This is a genomic window from Paenibacillus sp. FW104-T2 (assembly GCF_058789975.1).
Map to the genome: position 1 here is coordinate 89,592 of NZ_JBYTCE010000022.1, position 24,367 is coordinate 113,958.

Annotated in this window: 21 protein-coding genes; 3 read left to right on the forward strand and 18 right to left on the reverse strand. The window is 46.5% G+C overall.

Features of this window, described 5'->3' with window-relative positions:
* Window positions 1–7: 7 nt before the first annotated feature.
* The 3 genes from AC3WQ3_RS23570 to AC3WQ3_RS23580 all read right to left on the reverse strand — a co-directional run bounded on the left by AC3WQ3_RS23570 (window position 8) and on the right by AC3WQ3_RS23580 (window position 2,315).
* Window positions 8–943 (reverse strand): ArsR/SmtB family transcription factor, encoded by a 936-nt coding sequence (locus AC3WQ3_RS23570; protein ID WP_492473763.1) that lies wholly within the window; start codon window positions 941–943, stop codon window positions 8–10.
* A 102-nt stretch (window positions 944–1,045) separates the two neighbouring features.
* Window positions 1,046–1,684 carry an NAD(P)-dependent oxidoreductase gene (locus tag AC3WQ3_RS23575; protein ID WP_492473764.1) on the reverse strand — a complete coding sequence of 213 codons (639 nt, stop codon included), beginning with the start codon at window positions 1,682–1,684 and terminating at the stop codon, window positions 1,046–1,048.
* Between the two features lie 28 nt (window positions 1,685–1,712).
* Window positions 1,713–2,315: a TetR/AcrR family transcriptional regulator gene (locus AC3WQ3_RS23580; RefSeq protein WP_492473765.1), complete on the reverse strand. Its 603-nt coding sequence runs from the start codon at window positions 2,313–2,315 to the stop codon at window positions 1,713–1,715.
* A 217-nt stretch (window positions 2,316–2,532) separates the two neighbouring features.
* Between AC3WQ3_RS23580 and AC3WQ3_RS23585 the strand changes: the two genes are divergently transcribed.
* Window positions 2,533–4,038: a DHA2 family efflux MFS transporter permease subunit gene (locus AC3WQ3_RS23585; RefSeq protein ID WP_492473766.1), complete on the forward strand. Its 1,506-nt coding sequence runs from the start codon at window positions 2,533–2,535 to the stop codon at window positions 4,036–4,038.
* A gap of 94 nt (window positions 4,039–4,132) precedes the next feature.
* On the opposite strand, the gene AC3WQ3_RS23590 is transcribed toward AC3WQ3_RS23585, so the two are convergent.
* The 4 genes from AC3WQ3_RS23590 to AC3WQ3_RS23605 all read right to left on the reverse strand — a co-directional run bounded on the left by AC3WQ3_RS23590 (window position 4,133) and on the right by AC3WQ3_RS23605 (window position 7,972).
* Window positions 4,133–5,365: a cytochrome P450 gene (locus AC3WQ3_RS23590; RefSeq protein WP_492473767.1), complete on the reverse strand. Its 1,233-nt coding sequence runs from the start codon at window positions 5,363–5,365 to the stop codon at window positions 4,133–4,135.
* 252 nt (window positions 5,366–5,617) lie between these two features.
* Window positions 5,618–6,511: a TetR/AcrR family transcriptional regulator gene (locus tag AC3WQ3_RS23595; RefSeq protein WP_492473768.1), complete on the reverse strand. Its 894-nt coding sequence runs from the start codon at window positions 6,509–6,511 to the stop codon at window positions 5,618–5,620.
* Window positions 6,512–6,525: 14 nt separating this feature from the next.
* Window positions 6,526–6,822: a hypothetical protein gene (locus tag AC3WQ3_RS23600; protein WP_492473769.1), complete on the reverse strand. Its 297-nt coding sequence runs from the start codon at window positions 6,820–6,822 to the stop codon at window positions 6,526–6,528.
* Window positions 6,823–6,844: 22 nt separating this feature from the next.
* Entirely contained in the window at window positions 6,845–7,972 is a 1,128-nt protein-coding gene (locus tag AC3WQ3_RS23605) for an NAD(P)/FAD-dependent oxidoreductase (RefSeq protein WP_492473770.1), read from the reverse strand.
* Between the two features lie 243 nt (window positions 7,973–8,215).
* Between AC3WQ3_RS23605 and AC3WQ3_RS23610 the strand changes: the two genes are divergently transcribed.
* Window positions 8,216–9,031 (forward strand): AraC family transcriptional regulator, encoded by an 816-nt coding sequence (locus tag AC3WQ3_RS23610; protein ID WP_492473771.1) that lies wholly within the window; start codon window positions 8,216–8,218, stop codon window positions 9,029–9,031.
* On the opposite strand, the gene AC3WQ3_RS23615 is transcribed toward AC3WQ3_RS23610, so the two are convergent.
* The 8 genes from AC3WQ3_RS23615 to AC3WQ3_RS23650 all read right to left on the reverse strand — a co-directional run bounded on the left by AC3WQ3_RS23615 (window position 9,028) and on the right by AC3WQ3_RS23650 (window position 17,970).
* Complete coding sequence (locus AC3WQ3_RS23615; protein WP_492473772.1) at window positions 9,028–9,669, reverse strand: HAD family hydrolase; 642 nt, start codon at window positions 9,667–9,669, stop codon at window positions 9,028–9,030. The genes AC3WQ3_RS23610 and AC3WQ3_RS23615 overlap by 4 nt on opposite strands.
* 39 nt (window positions 9,670–9,708) lie before the next feature.
* On the reverse strand, window positions 9,709–10,302 hold the full coding sequence (locus AC3WQ3_RS23620; protein ID WP_492473773.1) for a DUF1349 domain-containing protein: 594 nt from the start codon (window positions 10,300–10,302) through the stop codon (window positions 9,709–9,711).
* 65 nt (window positions 10,303–10,367) lie between these two features.
* On the reverse strand, window positions 10,368–11,612 hold the full coding sequence (locus AC3WQ3_RS23625) for an MFS transporter (protein WP_492473774.1): 1,245 nt from the start codon (window positions 11,610–11,612) through the stop codon (window positions 10,368–10,370).
* Between the two features lie 80 nt (window positions 11,613–11,692).
* Entirely contained in the window at window positions 11,693–12,724 is a 1,032-nt protein-coding gene (locus AC3WQ3_RS23630) for a zinc-dependent alcohol dehydrogenase (RefSeq protein ID WP_492473775.1), read from the reverse strand.
* A 59-nt stretch (window positions 12,725–12,783) separates the two neighbouring features.
* The gene (locus AC3WQ3_RS23635) at window positions 12,784–14,064 is read right to left on the reverse strand and encodes an aminotransferase class III-fold pyridoxal phosphate-dependent enzyme (RefSeq protein WP_336779915.1); all 1,281 of its coding nucleotides are present in this window, start codon (window positions 14,062–14,064) and stop codon (window positions 12,784–12,786) included.
* 33 nt (window positions 14,065–14,097) lie between these two features.
* Window positions 14,098–15,252 (reverse strand): glycosyltransferase family 2 protein, encoded by a 1,155-nt coding sequence (locus AC3WQ3_RS23640; protein WP_336779914.1) that lies wholly within the window; start codon window positions 15,250–15,252, stop codon window positions 14,098–14,100.
* Window positions 15,253–15,528: 276 nt separating this feature from the next.
* Entirely contained in the window at window positions 15,529–16,806 is a 1,278-nt protein-coding gene (locus AC3WQ3_RS23645; RefSeq protein ID WP_492473776.1) for a BNR-4 repeat-containing protein, read from the reverse strand.
* Between the two features lie 276 nt (window positions 16,807–17,082).
* Window positions 17,083–17,970, reverse strand: coding sequence for a LysR family transcriptional regulator (locus AC3WQ3_RS23650; protein ID WP_336779912.1), 888 nt, complete (start codon window positions 17,968–17,970; stop codon window positions 17,083–17,085).
* A gap of 122 nt (window positions 17,971–18,092) precedes the next feature.
* On the opposite strand from AC3WQ3_RS23650, the gene dapA reads away from it, so the two are divergent.
* Window positions 18,093–18,989, forward strand: a complete 897-nt coding sequence (dapA, locus tag AC3WQ3_RS23655) for a 4-hydroxy-tetrahydrodipicolinate synthase (RefSeq protein WP_492473777.1) — start codon at window positions 18,093–18,095, stop codon at window positions 18,987–18,989.
* 103 nt (window positions 18,990–19,092) lie between these two features.
* Here dapA and AC3WQ3_RS23660 read toward each other — a convergent pair whose 3' ends face one another.
* From AC3WQ3_RS23660 to AC3WQ3_RS23670, 3 genes are all read right to left on the reverse strand, one after another.
* Window positions 19,093–21,354, reverse strand: a complete 2,262-nt coding sequence (locus AC3WQ3_RS23660) for a hypothetical protein (protein ID WP_492473778.1) — start codon at window positions 21,352–21,354, stop codon at window positions 19,093–19,095.
* Between the two features lie 111 nt (window positions 21,355–21,465).
* Window positions 21,466–22,428, reverse strand: coding sequence for an AEC family transporter (locus tag AC3WQ3_RS23665; RefSeq protein WP_154893325.1), 963 nt, complete (start codon window positions 22,426–22,428; stop codon window positions 21,466–21,468).
* Window positions 22,429–22,609: 181 nt separating this feature from the next.
* On the reverse strand, window positions 22,610–24,310 hold the full coding sequence (locus tag AC3WQ3_RS23670) for an NAD-dependent malic enzyme (RefSeq protein ID WP_492473779.1): 1,701 nt from the start codon (window positions 24,308–24,310) through the stop codon (window positions 22,610–22,612).
* Window positions 24,311–24,367: the final 57 nt, after the last annotated feature.

The following is a 24,367-nucleotide window of genomic DNA, read 5'->3' on the forward strand; positions in this document are numbered from 1 at the left end:
AGGGAAGTTACGCCGGATTTAGCGTATACTTTACACGCATCAAGATATGCTGCTCATGATCGCCAAACTGATTACCAAAGAGGTTCATTCCGCCCTGGTGTCTGGCACTGGGATCAATTCCGATGCGCAGGCGCAATTTGGGTTTGCCCTCCAGTGCCAGATTAGTCAGAGAAATGTCGGAGACCTTCTTCATATCCAACGTGGTCCGATCCTGGTCTACTTGCCATGTCTTGAGAATTCCATACTGCGTAGAGCCGTTGTACCACCAATCCGGATTCAGCTTGCCACGTCTGTCGCCCAGATCTCCCGGACTTGTCCACATACCGATCTTTATCCCATTTACCCAAACGGAAATATCAGACGGCCAGTCGTTATTGTAATGAGAAACTTCAGAGCACATTTCCATGGACAATTCCAACGATTCAATCGTTGCATCAGAAGGAATATCCATTGGTAGCAAGTATTCCAGGTAGCCCTCACTTAACCAGATAATCTGAGCATTCACATGTTCGGGGTGATAAAAGCTTGCCGGGTCATCCTCTTTGAGAATCACTCCTTCACCGCTTGCCATGCCACACGTGGGTGTCACCTCGCAGTCACTGTAATGTCCGATGGGCATCTGCACCTCATACAGATGCATCTCTGACGTCGTATCAGCCGCCACCTGATTCAAAACTATGTGTATGTCCTTATAATTGAGACTGCACAATTTCATGGCTCCGCGTGATGCCGGAAGCATCTCTGTATGTATTAAGCTCGCGCCTTCAAGCACCTTGATATGATTCGCGACTGTTGATATCGGCAGACTTAGTGCCTCGGCAATTTCAATAATATTTAACTTGTTCACATGTAACAGCTGGAGAATATCAATTCGGGAACGGGTCGACAAGGCATGGGTGACACTTACCAGTTTATCCGGGTCATTGAAACTGAGTTGCAACACATAACCGCTCTCCTTTTGAAAATATAAATTAGCATCATTCTATCGAATAACCAAACTGAACACAATCCACTCTCTTGATTAACCACCCTAATAAGGGATGACCTACTCTGTAACCAAGACGACTTTACGATCATACGTCCTATCGTTCACATGTTTAAGCATAAAATCAGCCAAGTTGGCACGCGACAGCTTGAGTTTCCGAGACTTGTCCGGGTGGATCTCCGCTTCGTGAATATACTTTCCATTATAACTATTCATCGTGAGCATGGGAGGTTGAACGAGTATCCAATTCAGCTTGCTGCTGGTTACGAGGTTGTCCTTGTCCAGGTGATCGCGAAGCAGATTGGTCATGACGTTCGGGATGACATATTTATATAAGAAACCGAGCTTACCGGCCTCTTTGTGAGTACCAATAAACGACACATGAATCAATTTGCCAGCTTCGTTGTTTTCCATTGCCTGGATGATATTTTTCAGAGCATCGATAAGAACGAGATCTCTTTTGAACATGCTCTTCGCACCAAGAACAGAAAAGACTGCGTCAAATTTTTCTTTTTTCAGGACATGATCGACATCCGTATACCGGGTTACTTCTCCCTGTACAACCTTTAATTTCGGATCAGAAATGCCGAGTTTGGTAGGATTGCGGACAAAAGCAGTTACGCTATGCCCTTCATCAAGTGCACGCAACAGCAGCTCCTTTCCCGTTCTTCCGGTCGCTCCAAATATGATGATGTTCAATTATCCCACATCCATTCTTCGTTGTTATTTACATGAAACCTTTGTACGAATAGGAGCGAATCAACGAAAATTGTTTGGCCAGAAAATGAGGGGCATATGGCATGTCATTGCGAAGCCAGGCCACAATGGTTCCAATCAGTGCCGAAGAGCTGTACCAAATTGCAATTTCCTTATGGATGCCTGCCTGCGCAAAAACACTTTCCATCTCCTGCTTCTCTATTTTCTCTGTAACGAGTCTAGTCAGCAATTTCAACAACCGTTCTGTGAAAATAGGGGTTCGTTTGGAGGCGAGCACGACACGATAGAATTTGGGATGATCTGCAAAATGCTCAAGCACTTTCACCAGAACTGGCCAGGCTTCCTCTGTCTCATTATTATCAAATCGGTGGTGTTGATCAACGATCCGTTCAATATGTTCGTTCATCTCGTCCGCCATCTTCTCCATCATATCCGTAATATCACGATAATGAAGATAAAAGGTCACCCGGTTAATAGTCGCACGTTCGGCAATCCGGTTCACCGTTAACTTCTCGATATCCACTTCCTGCAGCAGATCTACGAAGGCATCCCGAATAAGCTGTCTGGTGCGAAGTATTCGCGGATCGGTAGCTGACTTGTTATCGTTTTTCATAACGTATCACTCCTTCAATTTGAGAAAATTACAATTTTAAATAATGAGTCGTTTATTTTTGCAATAAGCTACATAATTAACATTTCTGTAAAATAAGCAACGATTATGCCCAGAAGTGTAAATTGTAATCCGTGGGAATATGTATATAATTCAATAAATACAATGTAAACTATACAACACGTTGTAAATTTAGTCACGTGTAGATTGAAAGGATGGAATGGACTTGCGTCAGGCTCGATTAGATGATGAGAAAAACATCAAAAAAGGTCACATACTGTTTGTCATGATTCTGGGTGCATTTCTGGCCACATTGAATCAAACCCTAATGAGTGTTGCCACGCCTGAGCTGATGGGTGATTTCAATATCTCCGCTACAACGGCGCAATGGTTAACCACTGGCTACATGCTGGTAAATGGCGTACTTATTCCAATTACTGCGTATTTTATGCAGCGCTTCTCCACAAGGCAGCTCTTTCAGGCTTCCATGTTCATTTTCCTGATCGGTACGATCATATCCGCATTAGCGACCAACTTCGGTACACTGCTAACAGGTCGTATGGTGCAGGCTGCTGGAGCAGGTATTATCATGCCGCTGCTGATGCATGTCATTCTCACATTGTTCTCCCCTGAGAAACGAGGAGCTGCCATGGGGATGGTCGGCTTCGCAGTCATTTTCGCCCCGGCAATCGGGCCTACCCTCGCTGGATACGTGCTCGAAAACTATTCGTGGCAAACGATGTTTTACGGCATGATCCCATTGACGGTCATTGTTATCGGATGTGCATTTGTCTATCTGAAAAATGTATCAGAGCGCATGGACACCAAATTCGATACGCTTAGTGTGACATTATCAACCATTGGTTTTGGTGCACTGCTGTATGGTTTCAGCCGCGCAGGAAGCCTGGGATGGTCCAGTGCGGAAGTGCTCATCTGTCTTGCGGCAGGAATCGTGGCCCTCGCCTTGTTCACTTGGCGTCAGCTCGTTTCTGCATCCCCGCTGCTCGACCTTCGTGCGTTCAAGTATAATATGTTCTCCTTGACCACGATCATTAATATCGCAATTACGATGATCATGTATGCAGACATGATGCTGCTGCCTCTGTATCTTCAAAATGCACGTGGTTACACCGCACTCGAATCCGGATTATTGCTGCTTCCAGGCGCTCTCGTCATGGGATTCCTGATGCCGGTAACCGGACGATTATTCGACCGCTTCGGAGCGAAATGGCTTGCCATCATCGGTATGGTCATTACAATCGTAACGACGATTGGCTTCATCGATCTGACCGATTCGACCAGCTACACATACTTGGTTCTGATGTCCACTGGACGCCGGATTGGTATGGCTCTGCTCATGATGCCAATTCAAACAGCAGGTCTGAACCAGCTGCCACCAAGACTCGGTCCTCATGGTACAGCCATCTCCAATACGGTCAGACAAGTCGCTGGCGCGGTCGGTACTTCATTACTCGTAAGTGTCATGACCAGTCGTACAACGACACATGTACAGGATATGATCGCGAGTGGTGCTGCGAACGGCTTGTCCCGCGAACAATTGGCGATGGAGTCCATGATTCAGGGAATCAACGATGCTTATGTCGTTATTATCGGCATAGCAGTAGTAGGGCTCGCACTCTCTTTCTTTATCAAACGTACGAAGCAGGCCACTGAAGAAGAAGTGAAAATGCCTGTTAGACAGAAAGTTTCCATGAATTCGAACTAAACTGAGAATGATAGTAACCTAAAAAAAGCGGCAGATCAGGACGAACTTTATGTCCTGTCTGTCGCTTTTTACTTGAATTAACGTTAGCCTAACCTTATTTGAACATCTTCAGCGGTAAATGCGTCAAGGACTGTCCTGGAGCAGAAGTGGACAGATTTCGTTCAAGCTCAAACGTGTTCACAGCTTCTAAACGATCAACTCTCTCTACAAAAGCAGTTAATACAAGAGTGAGCTCCATCCTTGCCAGCGGTGCCCCGAGACAAAAGTGCGGGCCATTACCAAAGGTGAGATGTTTTTTATTGTTACGACGGTGAATGTCAATTTCAAACGGATTATCAAACATACGCTCATCCATGTTCGCTGCGCTCATCCAGGAGATGACTACATCCCCTTTTTTCAGATCCACACCAAGCAGCTGGTTGTCCTTCTTGACGGTTCGATGTCTTTTCGCATTATGGAATCGGTAACGTAGCATTTCTTCCACAGCAAGCGGAACCAGTTCCGGGTTCTGTCTTAACTGGCTGTATAGATTCCCCTCGTCGTACAAGAAAGAATAAAATGTGCTTGAAACCATATGGCTGGTTGTTTCAATGCCGGCTCCGAGCAGAAGCATCGTTGTCCGAACAACTTCATCTTCCGTGAATTTCTCTCCCTCAACGTCCACATTCAACAAATCGGTAATAATATCTTCACCGGGATTCTCCCGCTTCTTCACTACGAGTGGATACAGAAATTGATAATACTCCTGAGCAGCAGCCTGTTTCTTTATTTCACTTTCTTGCGCGTTCTCTTCAGAGGTAGGTTGGAACAGGATGTCCACCCAGCTTTTAAACCGGTGGCTTTCCATGAGCGGAATCCCGAGCAGGTCCGCCATGACCATGGCAGGCAGTGGAGCAGCAAGCTTCTCGACGATATCTATAGTTGTATTAAACTCAAGGTCTTCCACCAGCTGCTTCGCAATGTTGCGAATACGAGGTTCCCAGTTTTTGAGACTGCGGGGTGTAAAGGCTGCAGATAACAATGAGCGGCTTTTTTGATGTCTTGGCGGGTCAATACTTGAAATGTTTAATTTGTCCGGAGGTGTGCCTTCCTTGTTTTTCGCCCCAACAGCTATGGTTGTTCGGGTTCCCTCAGCGGAGAAATATTCATGATTGCTTAGAACCTGTTTAACATCATCATACCTAAATACATTCCAGGTATCGGTATCCTCATGGTAGTGCACTGGGCTTTCGGACAACATTTTTTGATACCATTGGATGGGAAAAAACTCCTCGGATCTGGACTGAAATCCGGTGATATCCTCAACTCGAATCACTTCTTTGTACATGCTGATGCCACCTCCTGGAATATTTTTTGATTGAATGCTAGTAGTAGAGTAAAGGTTCTTGCCTTGGAATTATCGTAAAGGCCACTCCTCCTTCTTCGGTACATGAATTGACAGTTCAGCACCTAGTTAAATTTTATACAATTCGTCTATTTTATGATATAAACCATTTGAACTAAATTAAAAACCCTCTATAATAAGAGGGTTTAAATTATACGATTCGTATATTAAGTAGTTTGATATGTTGTTTACCAGCTATTTTGCAGTCTTGATCATTCCGTTCATTTCAATAAACCACCAGCATGATTGAGCAATCGTTCTTGATTGCACCTGTTCAGATTCGGAATCAAAAGCAGCTTGAAAGGCTGTTAACGTAATCCTCAGCATTGAAAAATTAAGCGTCTCTTCCCGAAACAGGGACCATAGTCCTTGGGTTAATTCCTTGGCCTGGATGGATACGTGCGATTTCTGAATAGATCGGTTGAACTTCTCCAGCTCAGCAAGCAGATGCTGCTTATCCGGTACAGTCTGCTTGAATTCAGGATCGATAACAGCCAGACTCGCTGCATCAATCATATGCTCCTGCTTGTCCACCATGTCTTTCAGCAGAACCTCGGTATAGTTCAGGAGCTTGGGCACGAGTGCTTTCCAGTGAGGCTGATTCAGATGGAAGTTTCTCCAGGTATTCGAGATCTGGTGAACCATGCCGAAACAAAAAATGGCCCCTTCGCAGGCGTATGGCCTTACCTCTTCACCAAATAACTGCACAAGTCGTCCAGCAAGCCAGTTTAACTGGATTCGTGTGAGATTTTCGACATCAAATTCCCCTGAATAAAATCCTGTCCAGAACAACTCAACCACTCGCTGTTTATCCGGGGATATCATCGGCACCACGATCTGTTCTACCAGCAAGTCAAAGTCAGAGTTATGATTTTGTGCCTCGAGTTCCTGACGAATCATCATATCTTCCTGGATACGCTGCTCAAGGATCGCAAGAACACAATCATCCTTGGAATTGAAAAATTTATAAAATGTGCCTTTCGATACACCTGAATGATCAAGGATCATTTGGATGGTTGTATTAGACACGCCATTTTTCTCAAAAAGCATAAGTGCCGTGTCCAATAGCAGTTGTTTCCGTTTATTCATTAGGTAAGGACCTCTCAATCTGCCAACTTCTCCATATCATCCTGCAATTGAATTAGCCGTGTACGGATTGCTTCCATACGACTCTTCACTTCGGCTATTTTACTCAGCAGTTTTAGCTCCATGTCGGTGTCCAGTGATGAGATTGAACTTGAACCATCCTCTAGGGATGTCCTGAGCTGATTCAATTCAGATTCGTATTTGATCTGCTGCCTTTCGGCTTGTTTCAATTCGTCTTCCGCCGCACCGATCTGGTACTCCAGATAGGATATATCGGACGAGCTAGCTTGGGTTAATCGCTGTGAATAGGTCATGGTTCACCTCCACTTTTCCTTTTTAGAATGCATCCATCGCTTTGGCAAGATCATATGGCTGAATATCAATATCCAGCTCCTGATTCAGAGCCAGCTTCGCTAACTGGCTGCCGATAAAGGGACCCATCGTTAAGCCTGAAGCACCAAGTCCGTTGGCTGTGATCAATCCCTCCCATCCAGGAACATACCCCATTACCGGAAGAAAACCTGGCGTAAACGGCCGGAAACCAACTCTGACCTCCTGAAACGTGCTGTTCGACAAACCAGGTGCGAGTTCCAACCCTTTATTCAAGATTTCCTGCATACCGCCCGGCGTGATTCTGGTATCGTAGCCTTCAATTTCATTTTCATGTGTGGCCCCGATCACGATTTTGTGCTCGCCAAAAGCCAAAAGATATTGATCAGAAGGTGGCATAACCACTGGCCAGCTTCCTGTCTCTTCCTGATCGGATACCTGCAAATGCATAATTTGTGCTTTTTGGTAATGAACCTTAAAGTGAATACCCAGAGGCTTCATGATCGAATTGGCCCATGCACCAGCACATACAATTACTTCATCTGCCAGGAAACGCTCTGTATCCACTGACACTCCTGTTACCCGACCAGAATCAAATAGAAGAGCAGCATCCCCATGAACGAGAACGGCTCCATTCCGCTGCGCGGATCGAATTAAGGCATCTCGCAGGGCACGACCATCTATGCGCGCTGCGCCGCTAATGTATACCGAATGATATTGTTGATCCAACAATGGAAATCGTGCATGCGTTTCCTCTTCGTTAAGCCTTGTAATGTCCCCAACTTCCGGTGCATCTGCTCTTCGAAGATGGGCACGCTCCTCCATCTTGCCGATCTTTTCGATATCCGAATGAATACTCAATGCCCCCACTCGGGCATACCCGGTTTCCGTTTCTCCCTCGCTCTGCAGTTCTTCAATAAGTCCGGGATAAAAGCGTGCACCGGCCTTGGCAAGCTGGTACCAATCCTGATTACGCCGTTGCGACAACCACGGGCAGATGATACCTGCGGCAGCATCCGTAGCTTGTCCGATATCACCACGATCCACGAGGATGACTCCCGCACCACTTTTTGCTAACTGATAGGCTGTCGAAGCCCCCAGTATTCCTGATCCTACTACGATGACTTTCTTCATGCTTGCATCCCTTTCCTCTATCACTGCTTCCATTATAGCGTATACTGTTTCGCATCCGATTAGCAAGAGTTGCCCATTTCAGTACGGCAAACTAAAAGGTTTTCGCTCTATGATGCCATGTTTCAATCGTGTCGTTTAAAATAATGTTAATTATGTAATATAATTCAAGTTAGGTTTCTTTTAATGCTGTATCCACGCCATTAATTCACAAGATCCTTTAACGAAAAGAGGAATTACACAACGATGCCGAAACCTAGCATGGAGAATCCGCTGGATGCCGATATGCCACTAATGATTACAGGGCAGATCCAGATGAATGCTGATGAATTCAAGCATTGGAGCGACCATTCACGGGATTACACCATTGTACAATGCATCGGAGGAACCGGGCGAATCGCAGCCAAAAATCATGAATTCCTGATCCGTGAAGGAACCGCTCTTATTATGTTCCCTGAAGTTGCCTATCGTTATCACAATCTGAGTGATTCATTATTGTTTGATTGTCTTACGTTTAATGGCTATTTGTTGCCCCGCTTTCTGCATACCTTGCAGATCGGGGAGCTGCGCGCCTTCAAGCCGGATGGAATGCTTCATATCCTGCTGCATGAAATAACGCTGGCGCTGCAGTCCCGGCACAAGGATCAGATCTGGCACGTATCCGCATTGCTCTACATGCTTCTGGTAAGATTGACGATCGAAGGAGATCGTTATGGTGCTGTTGAACGCTCCGATGCACGCCTAAAGCTTGGCGGACTCGTTACTTTTATCAAACAGAATTATCATGAGGATATCTCGCTTTCCATGCTGGCCCAGCAGATGAACGTCACCGAACAGCACTTAAACCGGATATTCAAGAAGGAATTTCAAATGACTCCGCTTGAGTACCTGACACGTTATCGTCTGCTGAAAGCCAAGGAAATGCTCATCCAGAATGATGCCATTACCGCTCATGATATTGCCAAAGCAGTCGGTTTCAACAGTGCCAGTTACTTTGGTTCCGTATTCAAGAAATACGAAGGAATCTCTCCAATTGAGTTACGCAAGCAGTACCTGGGTTAGAGAATGTCCACATCGATCTCAGCCAGCGAGGATAACCGCAGATCATGCAGCTGGAACTCCAGATCGCGGGTTACCTCGTTCGGCACAATGACGCAGCGAATCCCCGCAGCCTTTGCTGCTTTTAGCCCATTAGGCGAATCTTCGAAAACAACCGCTTCCGAAGCTTCGATTCCCAGACTGTGCAGAGCCAGAAGATATAATTCCGGATCTGGCTTGACCCGCTTGACATCCTCAGCCGTATGAATGACCGCAAATTGTTCGAATATACCCAGCTTGTGCAGATAGCCATGCACCCAATCGCGCGTGGAGCTTGAAGCAACGGCAAGCTGAATCCCCTTTTCACGAGCTATCCGAAGCAGTTCATGCACTCCTGGAAGGATCGTTGCCTGTCCCAGGTAGGATGTATATTTTTGTTCCGATAACAGCTTGATTTGATCATGATCAATCGATTTTTGCAGTGCCTGTTCCAAGTACAGAAACGGATGAAACTCTTCGAAATCCGTTCCCACATTTTTGCACCAGAGATCCAGTCCCAGTTCAATTCCATGCTCCTGGTAAATATCCCGGAAGGCATAATACCAGGGCGTCTCCGTGTCCAGGATCAGTCCGTCAAAATCCAATATAAAGGCTTTTATCATTAACCTCTCCTCCCTCCATTAATCGGCAGGGGAAATGGCTTAGAAGCGTGCAGTCAAGTCAGGGCTTGTAACTTCCAACGACAAAAAGCGGCAGGTACAACCTGTTCCCGTTGGTGACTGTGCAACCACGCCAGCCTGAATCTCCCCCTGAAGCGGCATGCCGAAGTAGCGAATTAGTTTCCACTCTTCCCCATCAGGTGAATAAAAAAATGAAATGCAGCCCTCCACCTTGCGAATGCGCAGATATGGATCAGATACGGGAACTTCAACCGAATTGCAGTCATCAGAAGAACCGTCCCGGGTAACCACCGACACAATGGTAGCCGCTTTTCCATCATACTCAAAACAAAGCTTGCACCAGTTGCGTTCATCTGCCATGATCATCAGACATCCGGAGTCATACTGATGTTTCATGTTCACGGTTAATTGAGTGGTAAGTTCAAAATCATCCGGAACTGGTATCGCCAGAAATGGTGCGGATGCACGGACGTTAATGCCCGCAGGGTCTTGGAAAAAGTCTGTATCTGCCTGAGCCTCCACAATAAGTACCCCCTCTTCTGTGAAAGACCAGTTTTCAGGTTCATTCATCCAGTTCATTTGGCTTCGCTTTTCTGTTGTGAATACGTTAGACATCTCGTAACCTCCCAAGTTTGTTTTCTGTATTACATATTCTTCCGATATACAGAAAACCCCTTCTCCTACATATTTTTGTAAGTTTCGATCACTTGGGTATGTTTCTGTGGATCAGGCAGGAATAACATAATGACCATCAGGATAACGTACAGTACAAGAATGACGCTGAACAAAAGTACGGGATGATGATGATATAGCAGCCCTGTCAGGTAACCAGATGGAATGGCAGTCAGTGTCATAACCGTCTGTACGGCAGAGAACATATCGGCTTTTTCATGTGTGCCCAGTCTGTTCATGAGCAGGGAATCCCGATACGTCTGCAAAATAAAATTACCAGCTGCAAGCACAATCAGGGTCAGGAACAGCATCGCTATGTTTCCAACAGGTATCAACAGAAACAGCACGGCTCCGATTGTACTTAATATGATGGAAAACCCTACATACTTCTCCTCTGATCGTTGTTTCAGGCGTGGAATGATGACCAGATACAGCAGCATGACTGTTAATGCCGTCACTACCGGGATAAACGAAATCACACGATCATCAAACTTGAGCTGTTCCTTAAAGAAGATGACTTGAAAAAAATTCAGCTGCAGAATCAGATTGGAAAGCACAGTAATCAATATGATCGGAAAAAGTCTTCGTTTATAAAACGATCTGCCGAACAGTCGCAAACTTGAAGCAAGACTGTGCAGCACCCTCGTTTGACTATGCATGCCCATCAGCTCTTTTCCAACCTCGGTTTCATCGGTATACCGGTTGCGAATGAAGAACATCGCGGTCATCAGAATTCCTCCGACGAAATAGATGCTGGCCAGCGTTGGCACAATACCAAAATCGGCAATAACTACGCCGGCAATCGGCGTTAATACCCCCGCTGCCGTGATAATCATGTTTAGAATGCCGAACACTCTGGATCGCTTATGTTCCTCGACATCCTCAATGATCAGACAGTTGAAGGATACCGTCACGAATTTTGAAGTGGCATTCAGAAGATAAGCAATTAGAAACAGCCAGAAATTATGAGAAAACGCCCAGATGAACATCGGAATACTCCACGCAACCAGATCAAAGATCAGCGTCGTCCGTTTCCGGCCCAGCTTGTTCGTAATTGAACCGGCAAACAATTGAAATATAAAGGCAAAATATAGATTCACCGAATTGATCAAACCGATTTCGATGTCCGAAAGTCCGGCTTCCTTCATATATAAAGGAGCATAAAACAGGACAATCGTGCCCGGGATGGCCCATACCGGTTCAAGTAAAATGGAATACCGCGGGTTTCTCGGCAAATCCTGAAGCAGCTTCACTCCATATCCCCCTCTTTCTGCGGACCTTGCCGCTGCGGATGGTTATGCATCGCAGCGGCAATCCCGAGACTTCTATACTCCTATAAAATGAGAGCTGTTTTGACCGAATTCATCGGCAGGGGTTCACCAGTACGCAGATGATACCCCACTGTACCGTTGAATGCCTCCTCGTAATCAGACAGCAGCTCCTTGGCTGTCACCATGCGCTCCAGTTCCGGAATGCTTTGCGCGAATTTCAATGCCGTACTAATCATCGAATGTACGGCTACGGCGCCAATAATGCTGATTCCATCATTAATAACATCCGTTGATTTGAATGTCACCTTATAGCTGTCGTCATAGCCCATGGGAATGATTCTTCCCCCTTTGGCAATCATCTCAAATCCAACATGAAGCTGATTCCCTACCGCATCGACTACGATGTCGAACTTTTTGTTGTTATTGATTTTATATACATTATCGAGAGTCAGTTCCTGAGGATAGAACACATGATCAGCAATGCCTGAAGCAAACTCTTTGCGGTACGGATCTACTTCGGTGCCAACGGTGAGCCGTGCCAATCGTTTGCTTACGAGCTGACACAGGGAACCAATGGCGCCTGAACCCAGAACGAGCACCGAATCACTTGGCTTAACCCCTGCTTTCATAAACGTTTGCAGCACACAACCAAGCGGCTCAATCATCATCGCTGTCTCCCAGCTCATAGAATCCGGAATTGGGTAGATATATTTCTCATCTCCCACATAATATTCCGCAAATGTACCGTGCGTGGTCATGCCTACCTGATAGTCATCGAAGTTTTCGCAATAGATGAACAATCCTTCACGGCAGTAGGAGCAGGTTCCACAGGATTGAGTGGGATCAATCAGAACGCGGTCCCCTACCTTAAATCCACGGACTTCAGGGCCCACCTCCACAACCGTACCCACACCTTCATGGCCGATAATCGTTCCCTTGTTTGCCGGGACTTTGCCTTTGACAATGTTCAGATCCGTGCCGCAGATGCCTGAGCCATAAATTTTGACTTTAACCTGGTTCGGTTTCTGGATGCTTGGTTGTTCAACCTCAAGTAACGCTACCTGTTTATGATCTTGATATACGAGTGCTTTCATGGATGATTCCTCCTAGTCGATTCCCTGTAGGGATGAAGTTATAAACGTTTTCGAACACGTTATCGAGCAAGATGCTCCTGTTTACGCAGCTCTTTCCAGTCCGAAAGGGTCTGCAGTAGTGCTTCTTCCACCCATAGCAATTCTTCCCGAGTATGGGCATCCGAGAAAATAAAGTATCCTTTAGTGAAAATGCCGAAGTGTGCCATTTTCTTTACGATAAACTCACGGAAGGGATCCGATTGGAAGTTATCCTCCGTAATCGAGTGAATGTAGAAGCTTGCATAGGTACCCTTCAAGGCCAATTGGTCCGTCAGCCCAAGAAGCACAAGTTCTGCCTCGATCAGATCCATGATTCGGATGGTGGCATCCCTCCAGCTTGGCCATACCTTGGCAGCTTGCATCAATCGTTCACATGCGATGGCTGCTGCAAGTGCAGTGGTCTCACTGGAATGCGCATTGCTGAATCTGACTTGTCCTGCCAAGGACATCAAATGCTCGGGTCCCATCACGGCAGCGAGGGGCAATCCGTTCGCCATTCCTTTGGAGATACAGAGCAGATCCGGCCAGATGTCATACTCTCCTGCTGTGGCCTGCTTGCCCATACGGATGCCCGAAGTGACTTCATCAAAAATCACAATGATATCCAATGATCGGCAAAGGGAAACGACTTGCTCCAGCTGTTCACGCTTCCATTCATTGGGACAGAGCACTATGCATGCGATGTCTTCGGGGGACGCTGTGATCTGAGCTTCAATTCGCTCTGGTGAAGGCTTGTCCACCCAAATCGTTGTACGTTCAATATCAACTGGTATACCGCGCTCTTTCGTTTCCCGACCATAATAACCATAAGCTGACCAGTCATGCCACCCGTGATAGGCTGTTGCAATCACTTTGCTTTTGCCGCTTCCTGCCCTAGCCAGACGCACGGCTCCACTGACAGCATCCGCACCGCTCTTCGTGAACCGCAGTGAAGGGTATCGCCCACCAAACCGCTGGAGGATCAAGTCAGCACATTCCAGTTCAATGTCAGCCGGAATGGAATAGCTTGTCCCTTTTTTCAACTGATGAATGACGGTTAATTGAACTTCATGCCGTGCATGTCCCCAAGGAGCGGTACCCATGGCCATCTCGCAATCCAGCCATTCATTCCCATCAATATCGATAAAGCGGGAATTCCGTGCTTCCGCACAACACACGGGCGTGTAGCCTGGAAACAACCGTTCAGGCGCTTTGGCAAGTGTACTGCATCCGCTCGGAATAACCTTTTCGACGTGCGCAAGCCACTCCAGATTCCGGGTAAACCTTACGGCACGGTCCAGCGTGCTCTCTTTTGATTTCACCTATAGTCCCTCCCTGTATACTAGGTTTAATGGTTAACGAACCTTGGTTCCAGGCCAGCAGCCATCATAGATTCGATCCATCGTAATGACATTGCCATACAAATCGATAATCAGATCCTTGGCCCGGTGCGCATGTCTCATCTCGATCCAGTACCGGTTTTCCAGCAAACGGGCGAAATTGTCTACCAAAAACAGCAACCGGTTCTCACTATGAATCAGTTCCTTGCCCAGTACCTGCGGCAGCCAAATGGCCCCGTTTGAATTGAAGCGGTTGGAATAATCACGTACCTCTGTAATAGGTGCAATCTCAGCTTCCTCAAGCTTGGTCCAGAACGTATCGGCATCACTACGTACTTCAGCGAGATCAATGCCGACGATCGGCAGATGTTGGTGCTCGGGTTGGTTACCCAGCTGTTCTTTCAAGTGACTGAACACAAACGGCCAAACATCGGCCTCGATCTCACTCCCCCACTTTTTCCAGAAGCGGGCCAAATTATTTTTCCGGTTGAAATTCCGATGAATGCCGCTGCTGCGCTCCCAATGATAAGCACGAATGTTCGGGTTAATGACCGTATCATATCCGGCTGCACGTGCACGCATCTGGTAATCAAAATCTTCATATCCATTGAAGAATTTCTCATCCAGGGTACCGATCGTCTCGTAGACTTCCCGCTTCATGCCGAACATGGCGAATACAACCAGCTGCACCGAGAACGTCTCTTTCGGAATATCTTCAGGGGATGCATTGAGGAAAAGGTGCCTGCCGATGGTGTCTGCAAAAGCAATACCACAGTGCTGCACGCCCCCGGTTTGCGGATACAGCAGGACACCGCCAATCATGCCGATGGTAATATCGCTATCCAGCGTCTCTCTCATCATGGACTGCCAATCCGGCTGTAAAATCGTATCGGAATCCAGGAAGAAAATATAATCTCCCTCAGCTCGCCGCAGTGCACTATTAATGGATACCGCGCAACCGAGTGGAAAATCATGCTGCAGAATTTCAATCGTTACCCCTTCACGAACTTCCTGCTTCAGTTTCTCCAGATGCTGAAAGACTGCCGAGCCGGAACCATCGTTGATGAAGATAATCTGTGTGGACGGGCTAACCGTCCGAAGCAGTGAATCGGTGAACAGGTTCAGAATGTTATAGTCCTGGTTAACTGGCACAATAATTGTGTAAAGCATGGGATCCCTCCTATTGAATGTGATGGAAAGCGATCAAGCTGTTAACTCTGGAAAATATGTCCGGATACCAGCCTCCTTGTTCCGAATTTGCTGTCTTAATTTGGTAAATGTTTGGGTCTACTAGAAATTTATATCATTTATTGTAATTATGAAATCTCAAATTCTGAACTCTATTAATATTTGAATATGAACAAACATAAAAACACCTCTGGAGTGATTCCGCACTGCCTGTGCGGTTGACTCTCCAGAGGTACTTTTCAGAAGTGGAAAAGCAGCTTAGTTTCTGCCGTAATACAGCTTGCGATTGGTGATATCCACCAGGTACAGAATGTCGACACCATTGGCATTACGCTCAACACTAAGTCTCTCAATAGGTTTTCCAGGAGCAATCGACGTTTGGGTCCATCCGCCATTGCCGTCCGGAACCGCCATATATGCACGGTCGGTGCCGCTATATTTCGTATAATAGACCCGGACTTCTGACCCCGTCCACGTAATATCAATTCCCGCTCTTGTTGCCGTGGCATTATATACGGTCTGCTGCGTCCATCCACCTGTATCATAAGAAGCATATTTCACGGAGAAGTTCGTGCTTCCTTCCTCCCGGTATCGGTAGACAATCTTCGGATTGCCTGCTGAATCTACGGCCAGCTTGGCGCTCTGGATTCCCGGTCCCCCTGGATCGCCTCCATCCTTGACGTAGGCCTCGGTTGGAGCAAACGGCTGGACAATATCCACATTACTTAGCGATACGGGTGAAGCTATGACACTGCCATCAGCTTTATAGAAAGTACCTGTTGAAGGTCTGTACTTTACGTAAGACAAATCATGACGTAGTGCGCTCGAAACAAAAGTAGACCATTCAAACAGGATGTGTAAGTCACCTTGCGCATCGAAAACCAGATCATTGGGATAGAATGAACGACCCGCGTTCGCACCGACGATCGCCACTTGGCTCCAGCTGGACTGGGCATTGTTCCAGCGATACAAAATTCCAGGACGATATCCAGTCGTGTCATCGCTTGATCGAATCAAAAGATAGACATCACCATTTGGTGCCGTTGTCAACACGGGATATGTCCCCTTAAACGTAGAGAAGGCAGGCATATCGGAAGAATGGTTTTGCGGGGCGCCTCCTACGGTATCCGACCTGAAGTAACGCCAGCTATCGTTGTGCATGGAGGCAAAGACATGAAATCGACCGCTGCCGTCGCGGGCTATGGAAGGTTGGTTGTGCCCAATGTCATCGCTGTACTGGGCAACGGTACTGCCATTCATCACCGGAATGTTGGACCACGCTCCCGATCCATCCCGTCTTGCGATATTTACCGTATGTGTGTTCTCTGAGCCTCCCGGTCCGTTGTAAGCCAAGTAAGCATACTCATTTCCCGTGCCATAGGTCTCAAGCGGCGTCCACCATCCCGCCTGATTGCTAGAATCCATGGCATAAGGTACCTCCGTGAGTGCTGCTGCGGCCATACCGGTACTCGTTGGCAGTACAGATATGAGCAATGCTGCAGCGGCGCCTATCTTCCAGAACCTGCTTTTTCCCAAGATCATTCGCCTCCTTCATGATTGGTGTAACACGAATTCGTAGAGAAAGGATCCCCGGCCGGGTATAATTAAAGCGCTTACAGTTTACTGGGTGCTTGTTAGCGCCATCATCATGGTAACATGAGTTTTCCGTTGTACGTCATATACAAAATCATGCTTTTGATAGAACAAAATCTTGATATTTAAACCTTAAGATATGCTGGAATAGAACATTTCAACTATTGCTGTTTTGCTAAACGTTTTCGAAATATTCCATCACCAAAAAGACCGAATGGGTTACCATTCAGTCTCCTTGGCTCCGAGGTTTGTGACAAATTGGCGCAATGCATGAGATACCCATTTTCGGGTGTGAATGACTAACTGGATTTCGAGTCTGAATTCGCCATGCTCCAGTGGCAATACGGTGAGTTCCTCCCGCCGGATCTCATCGAGGGCGATCATTTGAGGCAAAAGCGAGATACCCGATCCTGCCATAATGCTTCGTTTAATCGCCTCAGGGCTTCCGAGTTCCAGACCTACTTTGTAAGGAATACCGTTCGCCCTGAGTACTCTCTCCAGGAGTTGTCTATAGTTGCAGGTATCCTCGGGCATAATCCATTCTTCGTCAGCCAGATCGCTCAGTTCAATTTTCTGCTTCTTCGCAAGGGGATGATCTGTGTTAACGATGAGCACCAGCGGCTCTTCCCGGATGGTGATCCACTGCAAGCCTGATTCGGATGAAGCATTCGCGAGAATAAGTCCTACATCGGCTTCTCCCTCTTTTACTTTCTGCAAAATCATGTCTTCCCGATCGGTCTGCAGCCGAATACCCAGTTCAGGATACTGCTTGCGCGTCGTCTGAATCGGGGCAGGAAGAAAATAGGAAGCCAGCGAATCCATCGTTGCGATGGTAAGCGAACCTCCGCCCTGTTTGGTCAGCTTTTCCTGCGAATGTTCATATATCTCCAGGAGTTGTCCGGAGAGCTTGAACAATTCTTCCCCTGCTGAAGTAAGTCGGATTTTATTGTTATTGTAACGTTCGAATAATTTGACCTGATAGATTTTTTCCAGCTTTTGAATCTGTGTCGTTACACTCGATTGTGCGTAGCCAAGCTCTTCTGCCGCCTTGGTGAAACTTTGCCGCACGGCCACTTCACGAAAGGTTTGAAAATAATTCAAATCCATGTTCCTATACCTTCCTTATCAAAATAATCGATAACACCCATCATCTATTATAGTTAACTATGATGCCAATTCCCATGGTAAAGTGAATTTAATGTCATTTCAACATAAATGGAGGCCATATTATGCTAACCGAACAACAGATTCAAGGTATTTATGTACCGGTAATCACCCCTTTTACGAAGGATAATCATCTCGATATCCCTTCCTTTCGGAACTACATCACACATATGGCGAATAGCGGAATTCACGGTTTAGTTATTAACGGTACTACTGGAGAGTCACCTACGGTTTCATGGGATGAAGTGGAACAGCTCGTTCACGTCACGAAGGAAACCTTGCAAAGCATAAATAAAACAATACCCATCGTCGTTGGGACCGGAACCAACGATACAGCATCAACGGTCAAGCGTACACAAATGGCTGGTGAACTCGGTGCGGATGCCGTTCTTGTTGTCACTCCCTACTACAACAGACCGACAGAGGAAGGCATTTATGAGCATTTTCGTGTGACTGCCGAAGTGGGAGTACCCGTTATCGTATATGAAATCCCTGCACGCACGGGTGTCCGTGTCTCGGTGGATACGATGAAAAGAATAATGAACTTAGACGGGGTTATTGGCCTTAAGGACAGTACCAATGGTGTGGAATTAATGTCGGAGCTGGTACGAAGCGGATCCAAACCAATCCTGTGCGGAGATGATGCATTCTTTTACGATATGTTAAGTGAAGGTGCTGCTGGTGGCATGCTGGCATCTGCCAATATTAACACGGAGCAATTCATTGAGGTGTACGATCGCTTTAAAAATGGGGACAAAGAGGGCTCGCGTGAGCTGTTTACTCGAGTCGCTCCTTTTATTGACCATCTCTTTGCAGAGCCCGCTCCTGCCATGATCAAATGGCTGCTTGTCAATCAAGCAATCATTACTTCCGATCAACTGCGCCTGCCGCTGATGCCGGCATCTGAGCAATTAAAAGCGAAGATGGATCAATACATGGTGAGCAGTAACGCAGTAATCTAGACACATCAATAACTACAGTAAATAGACATTCAAAAAGCCGCAGATCTGCGGCTTTTTGAATATGCTCTATACAATTCTAAACACAAGCGTTAGCTGAGAGATGCTATCCATTTGATGAATAATTTAGGATAAGAGCTTCACCAGTCTGTTCATCATAACTGATCCAGAGCTCGTCGCCGATCTCTACACCGAATACAGGATCGATCGACTGATAAATTTCATAGATCTGTCCACCTCGGTCCACAGTAATCTGCGCCAAGGGGCGCTCGCCGGCTGTTATACCTTCATACATGACGGTGCGAATCGTGGCTGCACCCTGTTTGCCTTTGGCTAAACGAAAATCACGCTCATAATCTTCACGTTTCATATGCATTGGAATCCGCGTTCCGTTCTGAACAACAGTACCCGATGGTACGAACAGGCTGTTTGTTTTGCGTATACTGTCCTCACCGCTTGTTATCATCAAATCCATGACGAGCAGCTCCCGATCCAGGAACTCCGTCTCCTTCTTCTCCAGTCGGACAACTTCTGCCTCCAGCGCCAATTGATCGGCAAGTTCCGAAGTACCCACACCATAACTTTGAAGGCGAGCCTGGCCTCCAACCAGAATCAACGTTGCCTCGGTTCCTACACGGTAGCTGAAGCCCGGAGGCTGCACAACCGGCACCTCGTATTCTTCTTCATCCGCTGTAAAATGGAGCAGGAGGACCTTGCCGCGATTGAGGAATCCATAATGATCAATACGTTCAAGAACAGCATGATGTATGGTTGATGGCATCTGGCGCTGTAAATCCTCATCGGATATCAACATGGCCTTGTCCTTTTCCCGATTATAGCTGATAACTACCTGATCGCCGATACGATTAGCATTCAGGAGAGAGATAACCTTTTTGAGTTCAACCTCCTTCTGTTCGCCTTCCAACTCGAAACGAATTTTGAAGCGAACCAGCGGCTGATTGTTGACGTAGGTGCCTGTCTCTGCCATCTCCATGATCGTACCATTCAACAGTTCACCCTCGTTAATCAGCTGCGTTCGCCTTTTAAATATTAGTGGCAGGACGAACTGTGGCACGATGATTACTAACAGCGGAATGGCGAGCCAAACTGCCCAGTTGAGGACAAGAACCCCACCTTCACCGATATGACCTAGGAAACCACGGAAGGATAACTGTCCTTCATTCGCTGTTTTGATCCATTCGAGCATCTGGTCCTTCGTCTGCATATGGAATAGTCCTGTCTCCACGTTCATGGCGCCTGCCACCTGTTCACCGGCGGAATAATAGAGCGTATCATCTTCAAGAGCTTTGTAAAATTGAACGTCCGTGTTCTCCAGATCCTGATATGTTAATTGCCCAACCAATGCTCCTGCATCCATGAATGACTTTTTCTTTTCATTGTAGATATAACCGCGAACTTCACCTTGTTTCTCATCCTCCATGGAAGATCCAACAATGAAAACCTCCTGGTCATTCAATAAGAATACACTGGCTTGGTATACCGGTTTGGGAGTATTAACGACAGATCCCCACTCATTCGTTTTTGCGTTATAGAAACGGACTTGTTTGGGATTGGAATCCTCGGCGCGAACCAACCGGGTGTTATCAATGCCAAATGATTTGGCAAACGCATTGGAAGCCTGTTCCTGTGCGAGGGTAATACCTACATCCTCAGGCTGGATCTTCACGGCCGGAAGGCCATCCTGTTGAAGAATTCCACTTACATGGGCCCTTTGGCCATGTTCAAGTACCAATTCAAATAAAGGAACAGGCAGCTCGTTTTTGAAGCTCCTGTCTAAGTCAGAGATATTTTCCGGATCCGATGGAAGTACATCTGGACTATTAAGAATCACTTTTTTTACTTCTGCGTCCCTGACCTCTGCAAGGTATGTCGTTGAACCTGATGTTTCTCCATTCACAATGAGCCTGCCACGCCATGCGTGCACACCTGCCCAAGGAGTATCGAGCTGCATTGTACTTCGGGCTAATTCTGTCACTTCTCCCGTATCCCGTACGTGAGTCAGCTGTAAGCTCTGACTGCTATCTAATGTTGGGATGATCACACCGTTATTCTGATATGCAGCTGCTGCTAATGGACCTTGAGAATTGGCACGGATCATTTGTTCTTTGATCAGGTTTCCCGTGTTAGCCTCATACATGTGGAGCCTCGAATACATGCCGTCCCTTTCATCCGTTAAAGCTGCAATTTTGTTCCCGCCATCAAGATAATACATGCCTGTCAGATTGGAGTATTGATCTTGGACTCGCATAACCCCGCCTCGATAATCATTCCAGATCTGTACCGTCAGGATCATCGCAGGAACAAATATTACGAGAAGTATAAACGGAATTCTATTCTTCTTTTTCATAAAACTCCCCCCTTTCGCACATCTAAACATTATTCATAATTTTCATCGTATACGCAACTTTTTTAAGTTCAGAAACGAAAAAAAGCCGCGAATATCGCGGCTTCTTCTGAGTCAAACCAATATGGAGATGAGGATCGGCAGTGAGATCAATGACAGGACGGAGCTCATAACAAAGGATGATGCCGTCTCCACCTCAAGTGTATCGAATCTGGATGCAATCATCGCAGCCACGGCTGAACCTGGGAAGGATACCAGCAGGATGACCATAGTCATGTCGGTTGATGATAGTCCCATCAATAATGCAAACATGTACGTAAACAATGGCAGGGCAATCACCTTCAACAGCGAAATGCTAATGGCATTCAGGCTGAATTTGATCCGGTTAATGCCCACCGTTACCCCGATTGCAAACAGGGCTGCTCCGGATGTTATGCTACCGATCTGGTCAAAGGAGCTTTGAAGCAGCTGAGGTGACTGGAAGCCAACAAGTGTCAGGATCACACCCAGAAGCGGAATGCAGGCAAGCGGTTCTTTCAGACCATGGATGATGGAATGGATCGTAAGTTTAAACAAGCTTTCGCCATGACCACTCTGCTTGCCCTCTTCCGTTTTCTTCCCCACAGAACTGACAATGGTCGCGATTGGATCAAGCAGCGCATTAACTACGATCCCCGTAATTGCAATTGGAATAGTGACTTCAGCGGCACCGAACAGGTTACCCAGCACCGGAATCCCCATAAATGCAAACGAAGGTTGTGTAGCATTCAATGAAAAGATCGATGACTGGCTAAGATTGACTTTGAAAATGAAACGCATCACCAGCAGCAGCACCACATAGAAGCCGATAATCCCGAGGAATATGGTCATGAAGAATGGCCACTTGTCAATCAGGGTCTCTTTTTTCGTCGTCGTGATACCAATGAACAAATGCGCCGGCAGCGCAAACTTGGTCACCAGTGTATTCAGGCCTTTGGAGGATGCGGAGTTAAATACTTTGAAATAGCCTCCAAAAAAACCGAGTAAAATTACGAAAAATATAGGAATTAATATAATAAAAATGTCACTTACTGACATGTTGGTCAAACCTCCATTTATGATCTGAGCATTTGCAACACTTCAACAAATGACAAAAATTTTGATCATGTGATATGTTATTTTCAATTTTGGACACAGCCAAGGAATACCTGTACGCATGGACAGGTATTCTCTCGGTGTGACGTATTGTCATATTCAAATTATTGCGGGTTCACAGTTATCAAACTGCTGCAAGGATCGGTCTATATACAGGGTGCCACATGGCATCCTTAATCGCCTCTTCCACGTTTTCGAGTTGACGGCCGGCGACACCGTCTTCGATTGCTGCTTTCGCTACAGCCACCGCCACTTTGTAAGAAACATCCTGCAATTCTTTCACCCTTGGCAGGAGTGGAGCTCCTGGTTCAGAAGAATCTACTGCACCTGCTACCGCGATTGCCGCTGCGGTAAACATATTCTTCGTAAATTTCGAAGCTTTGGCTACAATCGCTCCCAGTCCCAGACCAGGGAAAACAAACGCATTGTTGGATTGACCGATTTCAAACTGAATGTCATTATACATTACAGGTTCAAACGGGCTTCCTGTTGCGATCAATGCTTTGCCATCCGTCCATTCAATCAGGCTTTTTGGAGCTGCTTCCGCAAGGGATGTAGGATTGGACATCGGCATGATGATAGGACGTTCCACATGCTTGGCCATTTCCTTCACAACCTGTTCGTTGAAGGCACCTGTAACACCTGATGTACCAATCAGAATGGTCGGTTTAATACGAGTAACAGCTTCAAGCAGATTAACCTGTCCCTTTTCATCCCGATTCCAGTCTTGGATCTCGTCCGCTTTGCGTACATATGGCTTTTGGTACTCAAACAATCCTTCGATCTCGTCCGTCAAAATACCGCGATAGTCGAATGCCCAGAACCGGTTTTCCGCTTCCTCCTGCGTAAGTCCTTCTTCCATCATGGCATCTCTGATCTGATCCGCATTACCAATCCCGGCAGCCCCTGGGCCAAATACCAGTACGCGATGCTCACGAAGTGGTACACCTGTAACCTGAACGCCTGACATTACAGCAGCCAGTGTGACAGCACCCGTTCCTTGGATATCATCATTGAAGGTGAGCAGCTCTTCTCCATATTTATGGATGATGTTTCTGGCATTTACGCTGCCCATGTCTTCCCAGTGAAGCAGAACGTCGGGGAACCATTTGGTCGTTTCCTTCACAAAAGCTTCAATAAACTGATCATACTTCTCACCGCGGATACGTTCATGACGATTCCCTACATATAATGGATCATTCAACAAAGTAGGATTGTTTGTTCCAACATCAAGTACCACAGGGAGTACTCGGCTAGGATCAACCCCTACGGCAGCGGTGTACACCGCCAGTTTACCGATGGCAATGTTAATGCCGCCCACACCCCAGTCTCCGATACCGAGAATGCTTTCCGAGTCGGTTACCACAATGAGATCCACGTCTCCAGCTTGCAGACCACTGTTCCGGAATGCCTCCTCCAGGCCGTCCATATCGTTAATGGAGAGGTAGACACCACCAGGTCTGTGGTATTGATGGCTATATTCCTGAATTGCTTGCCCGACCGTAGGTGTATATACAATCGGCAGCATTTCACTTAGGTGTTCTTTCAATAATCGAAAAAATAAAACAATGTTTCGGTTAAACAAGTCATTTAGCATGATGCTTTTACGCAAGTTATCAGACTCATTTTGCAGCTGCTGATAAACCCGGCTCACCTGTTCTTCAATATTTAAAACCATCGGCGGCAAGATGCCGTTCAGGTTCAGTTCTTTTCTCTCTTCTTCGGTAAAGGCAATACCCTTGTTCAGAATTGGATTGGATAGAACTTCTTTACCTCTTAATTGTGTTTTCAGATTCCCGCTCGGATCAACAAAAAATGTGTTCATTACGAATAGCCTTCTTTCATGATGTCTCTTTAGTTTCTTTTTAACACTAGGTAACTT

Excerpts from the sequence above, each read along its gene's own strand:
- AC3WQ3_RS23665 (WP_154893325.1), bottom strand. The coding sequence starts at position 22,428 with ATGTCAGTAAGTGACATTTTTATTATATTAATTCCTATATTTTTCGTA.
- AC3WQ3_RS23615 (WP_492473772.1), bottom strand. The coding sequence starts at position 9,669 with ATGATAAAAGCCTTTATATTGGATTTTGACGGACTGATCCTGGACACG.
- dapA (WP_492473777.1), top strand. The coding sequence starts at position 18,093 with ATGCTAACCGAACAACAGATTCAAGGTATTTATGTACCGGTAATCACC.
- AC3WQ3_RS23605 (WP_492473770.1), bottom strand. The coding sequence starts at position 7,972 with ATGAAGAAAGTCATCGTAGTAGGATCAGGAATACTGGGGGCTTCGACA.
- AC3WQ3_RS23610 (WP_492473771.1), top strand. The coding sequence starts at position 8,216 with ATGCCGAAACCTAGCATGGAGAATCCGCTGGATGCCGATATGCCACTA.
- AC3WQ3_RS23595 (WP_492473768.1), bottom strand. The coding sequence starts at position 6,511 with ATGAATAAACGGAAACAACTGCTATTGGACACGGCACTTATGCTTTTT.
- AC3WQ3_RS23640 (WP_336779914.1), bottom strand. The coding sequence starts at position 15,252 with ATGCTTTACACAATTATTGTGCCAGTTAACCAGGACTATAACATTCTG.
- AC3WQ3_RS23600 (WP_492473769.1), bottom strand. The coding sequence starts at position 6,822 with ATGACCTATTCACAGCGATTAACCCAAGCTAGCTCGTCCGATATATCC.
- AC3WQ3_RS23670 (WP_492473779.1), bottom strand. The coding sequence starts at position 24,310 with ATGAACACATTTTTTGTTGATCCGAGCGGGAATCTGAAAACACAATTA.
- AC3WQ3_RS23620 (WP_492473773.1), bottom strand. The coding sequence starts at position 10,302 with ATGTCTAACGTATTCACAACAGAAAAGCGAAGCCAAATGAACTGGATG.
- AC3WQ3_RS23660 (WP_492473778.1), bottom strand. The coding sequence starts at position 21,354 with ATGAAAAAGAAGAATAGAATTCCGTTTATACTTCTCGTAATATTTGTT.
- AC3WQ3_RS23590 (WP_492473767.1), bottom strand. The coding sequence starts at position 5,365 with ATGTACAAAGAAGTGATTCGAGTTGAGGATATCACCGGATTTCAGTCC.
- AC3WQ3_RS23585 (WP_492473766.1), top strand. The coding sequence starts at position 2,533 with ATGGACTTGCGTCAGGCTCGATTAGATGATGAGAAAAACATCAAAAAA.
- AC3WQ3_RS23630 (WP_492473775.1), bottom strand. The coding sequence starts at position 12,724 with ATGAAAGCACTCGTATATCAAGATCATAAACAGGTAGCGTTACTTGAG.
- AC3WQ3_RS23580 (WP_492473765.1), bottom strand. The coding sequence starts at position 2,315 with ATGAAAAACGATAACAAGTCAGCTACCGATCCGCGAATACTTCGCACC.
- AC3WQ3_RS23650 (WP_336779912.1), bottom strand. The coding sequence starts at position 17,970 with ATGGATTTGAATTATTTTCAAACCTTTCGTGAAGTGGCCGTGCGGCAA.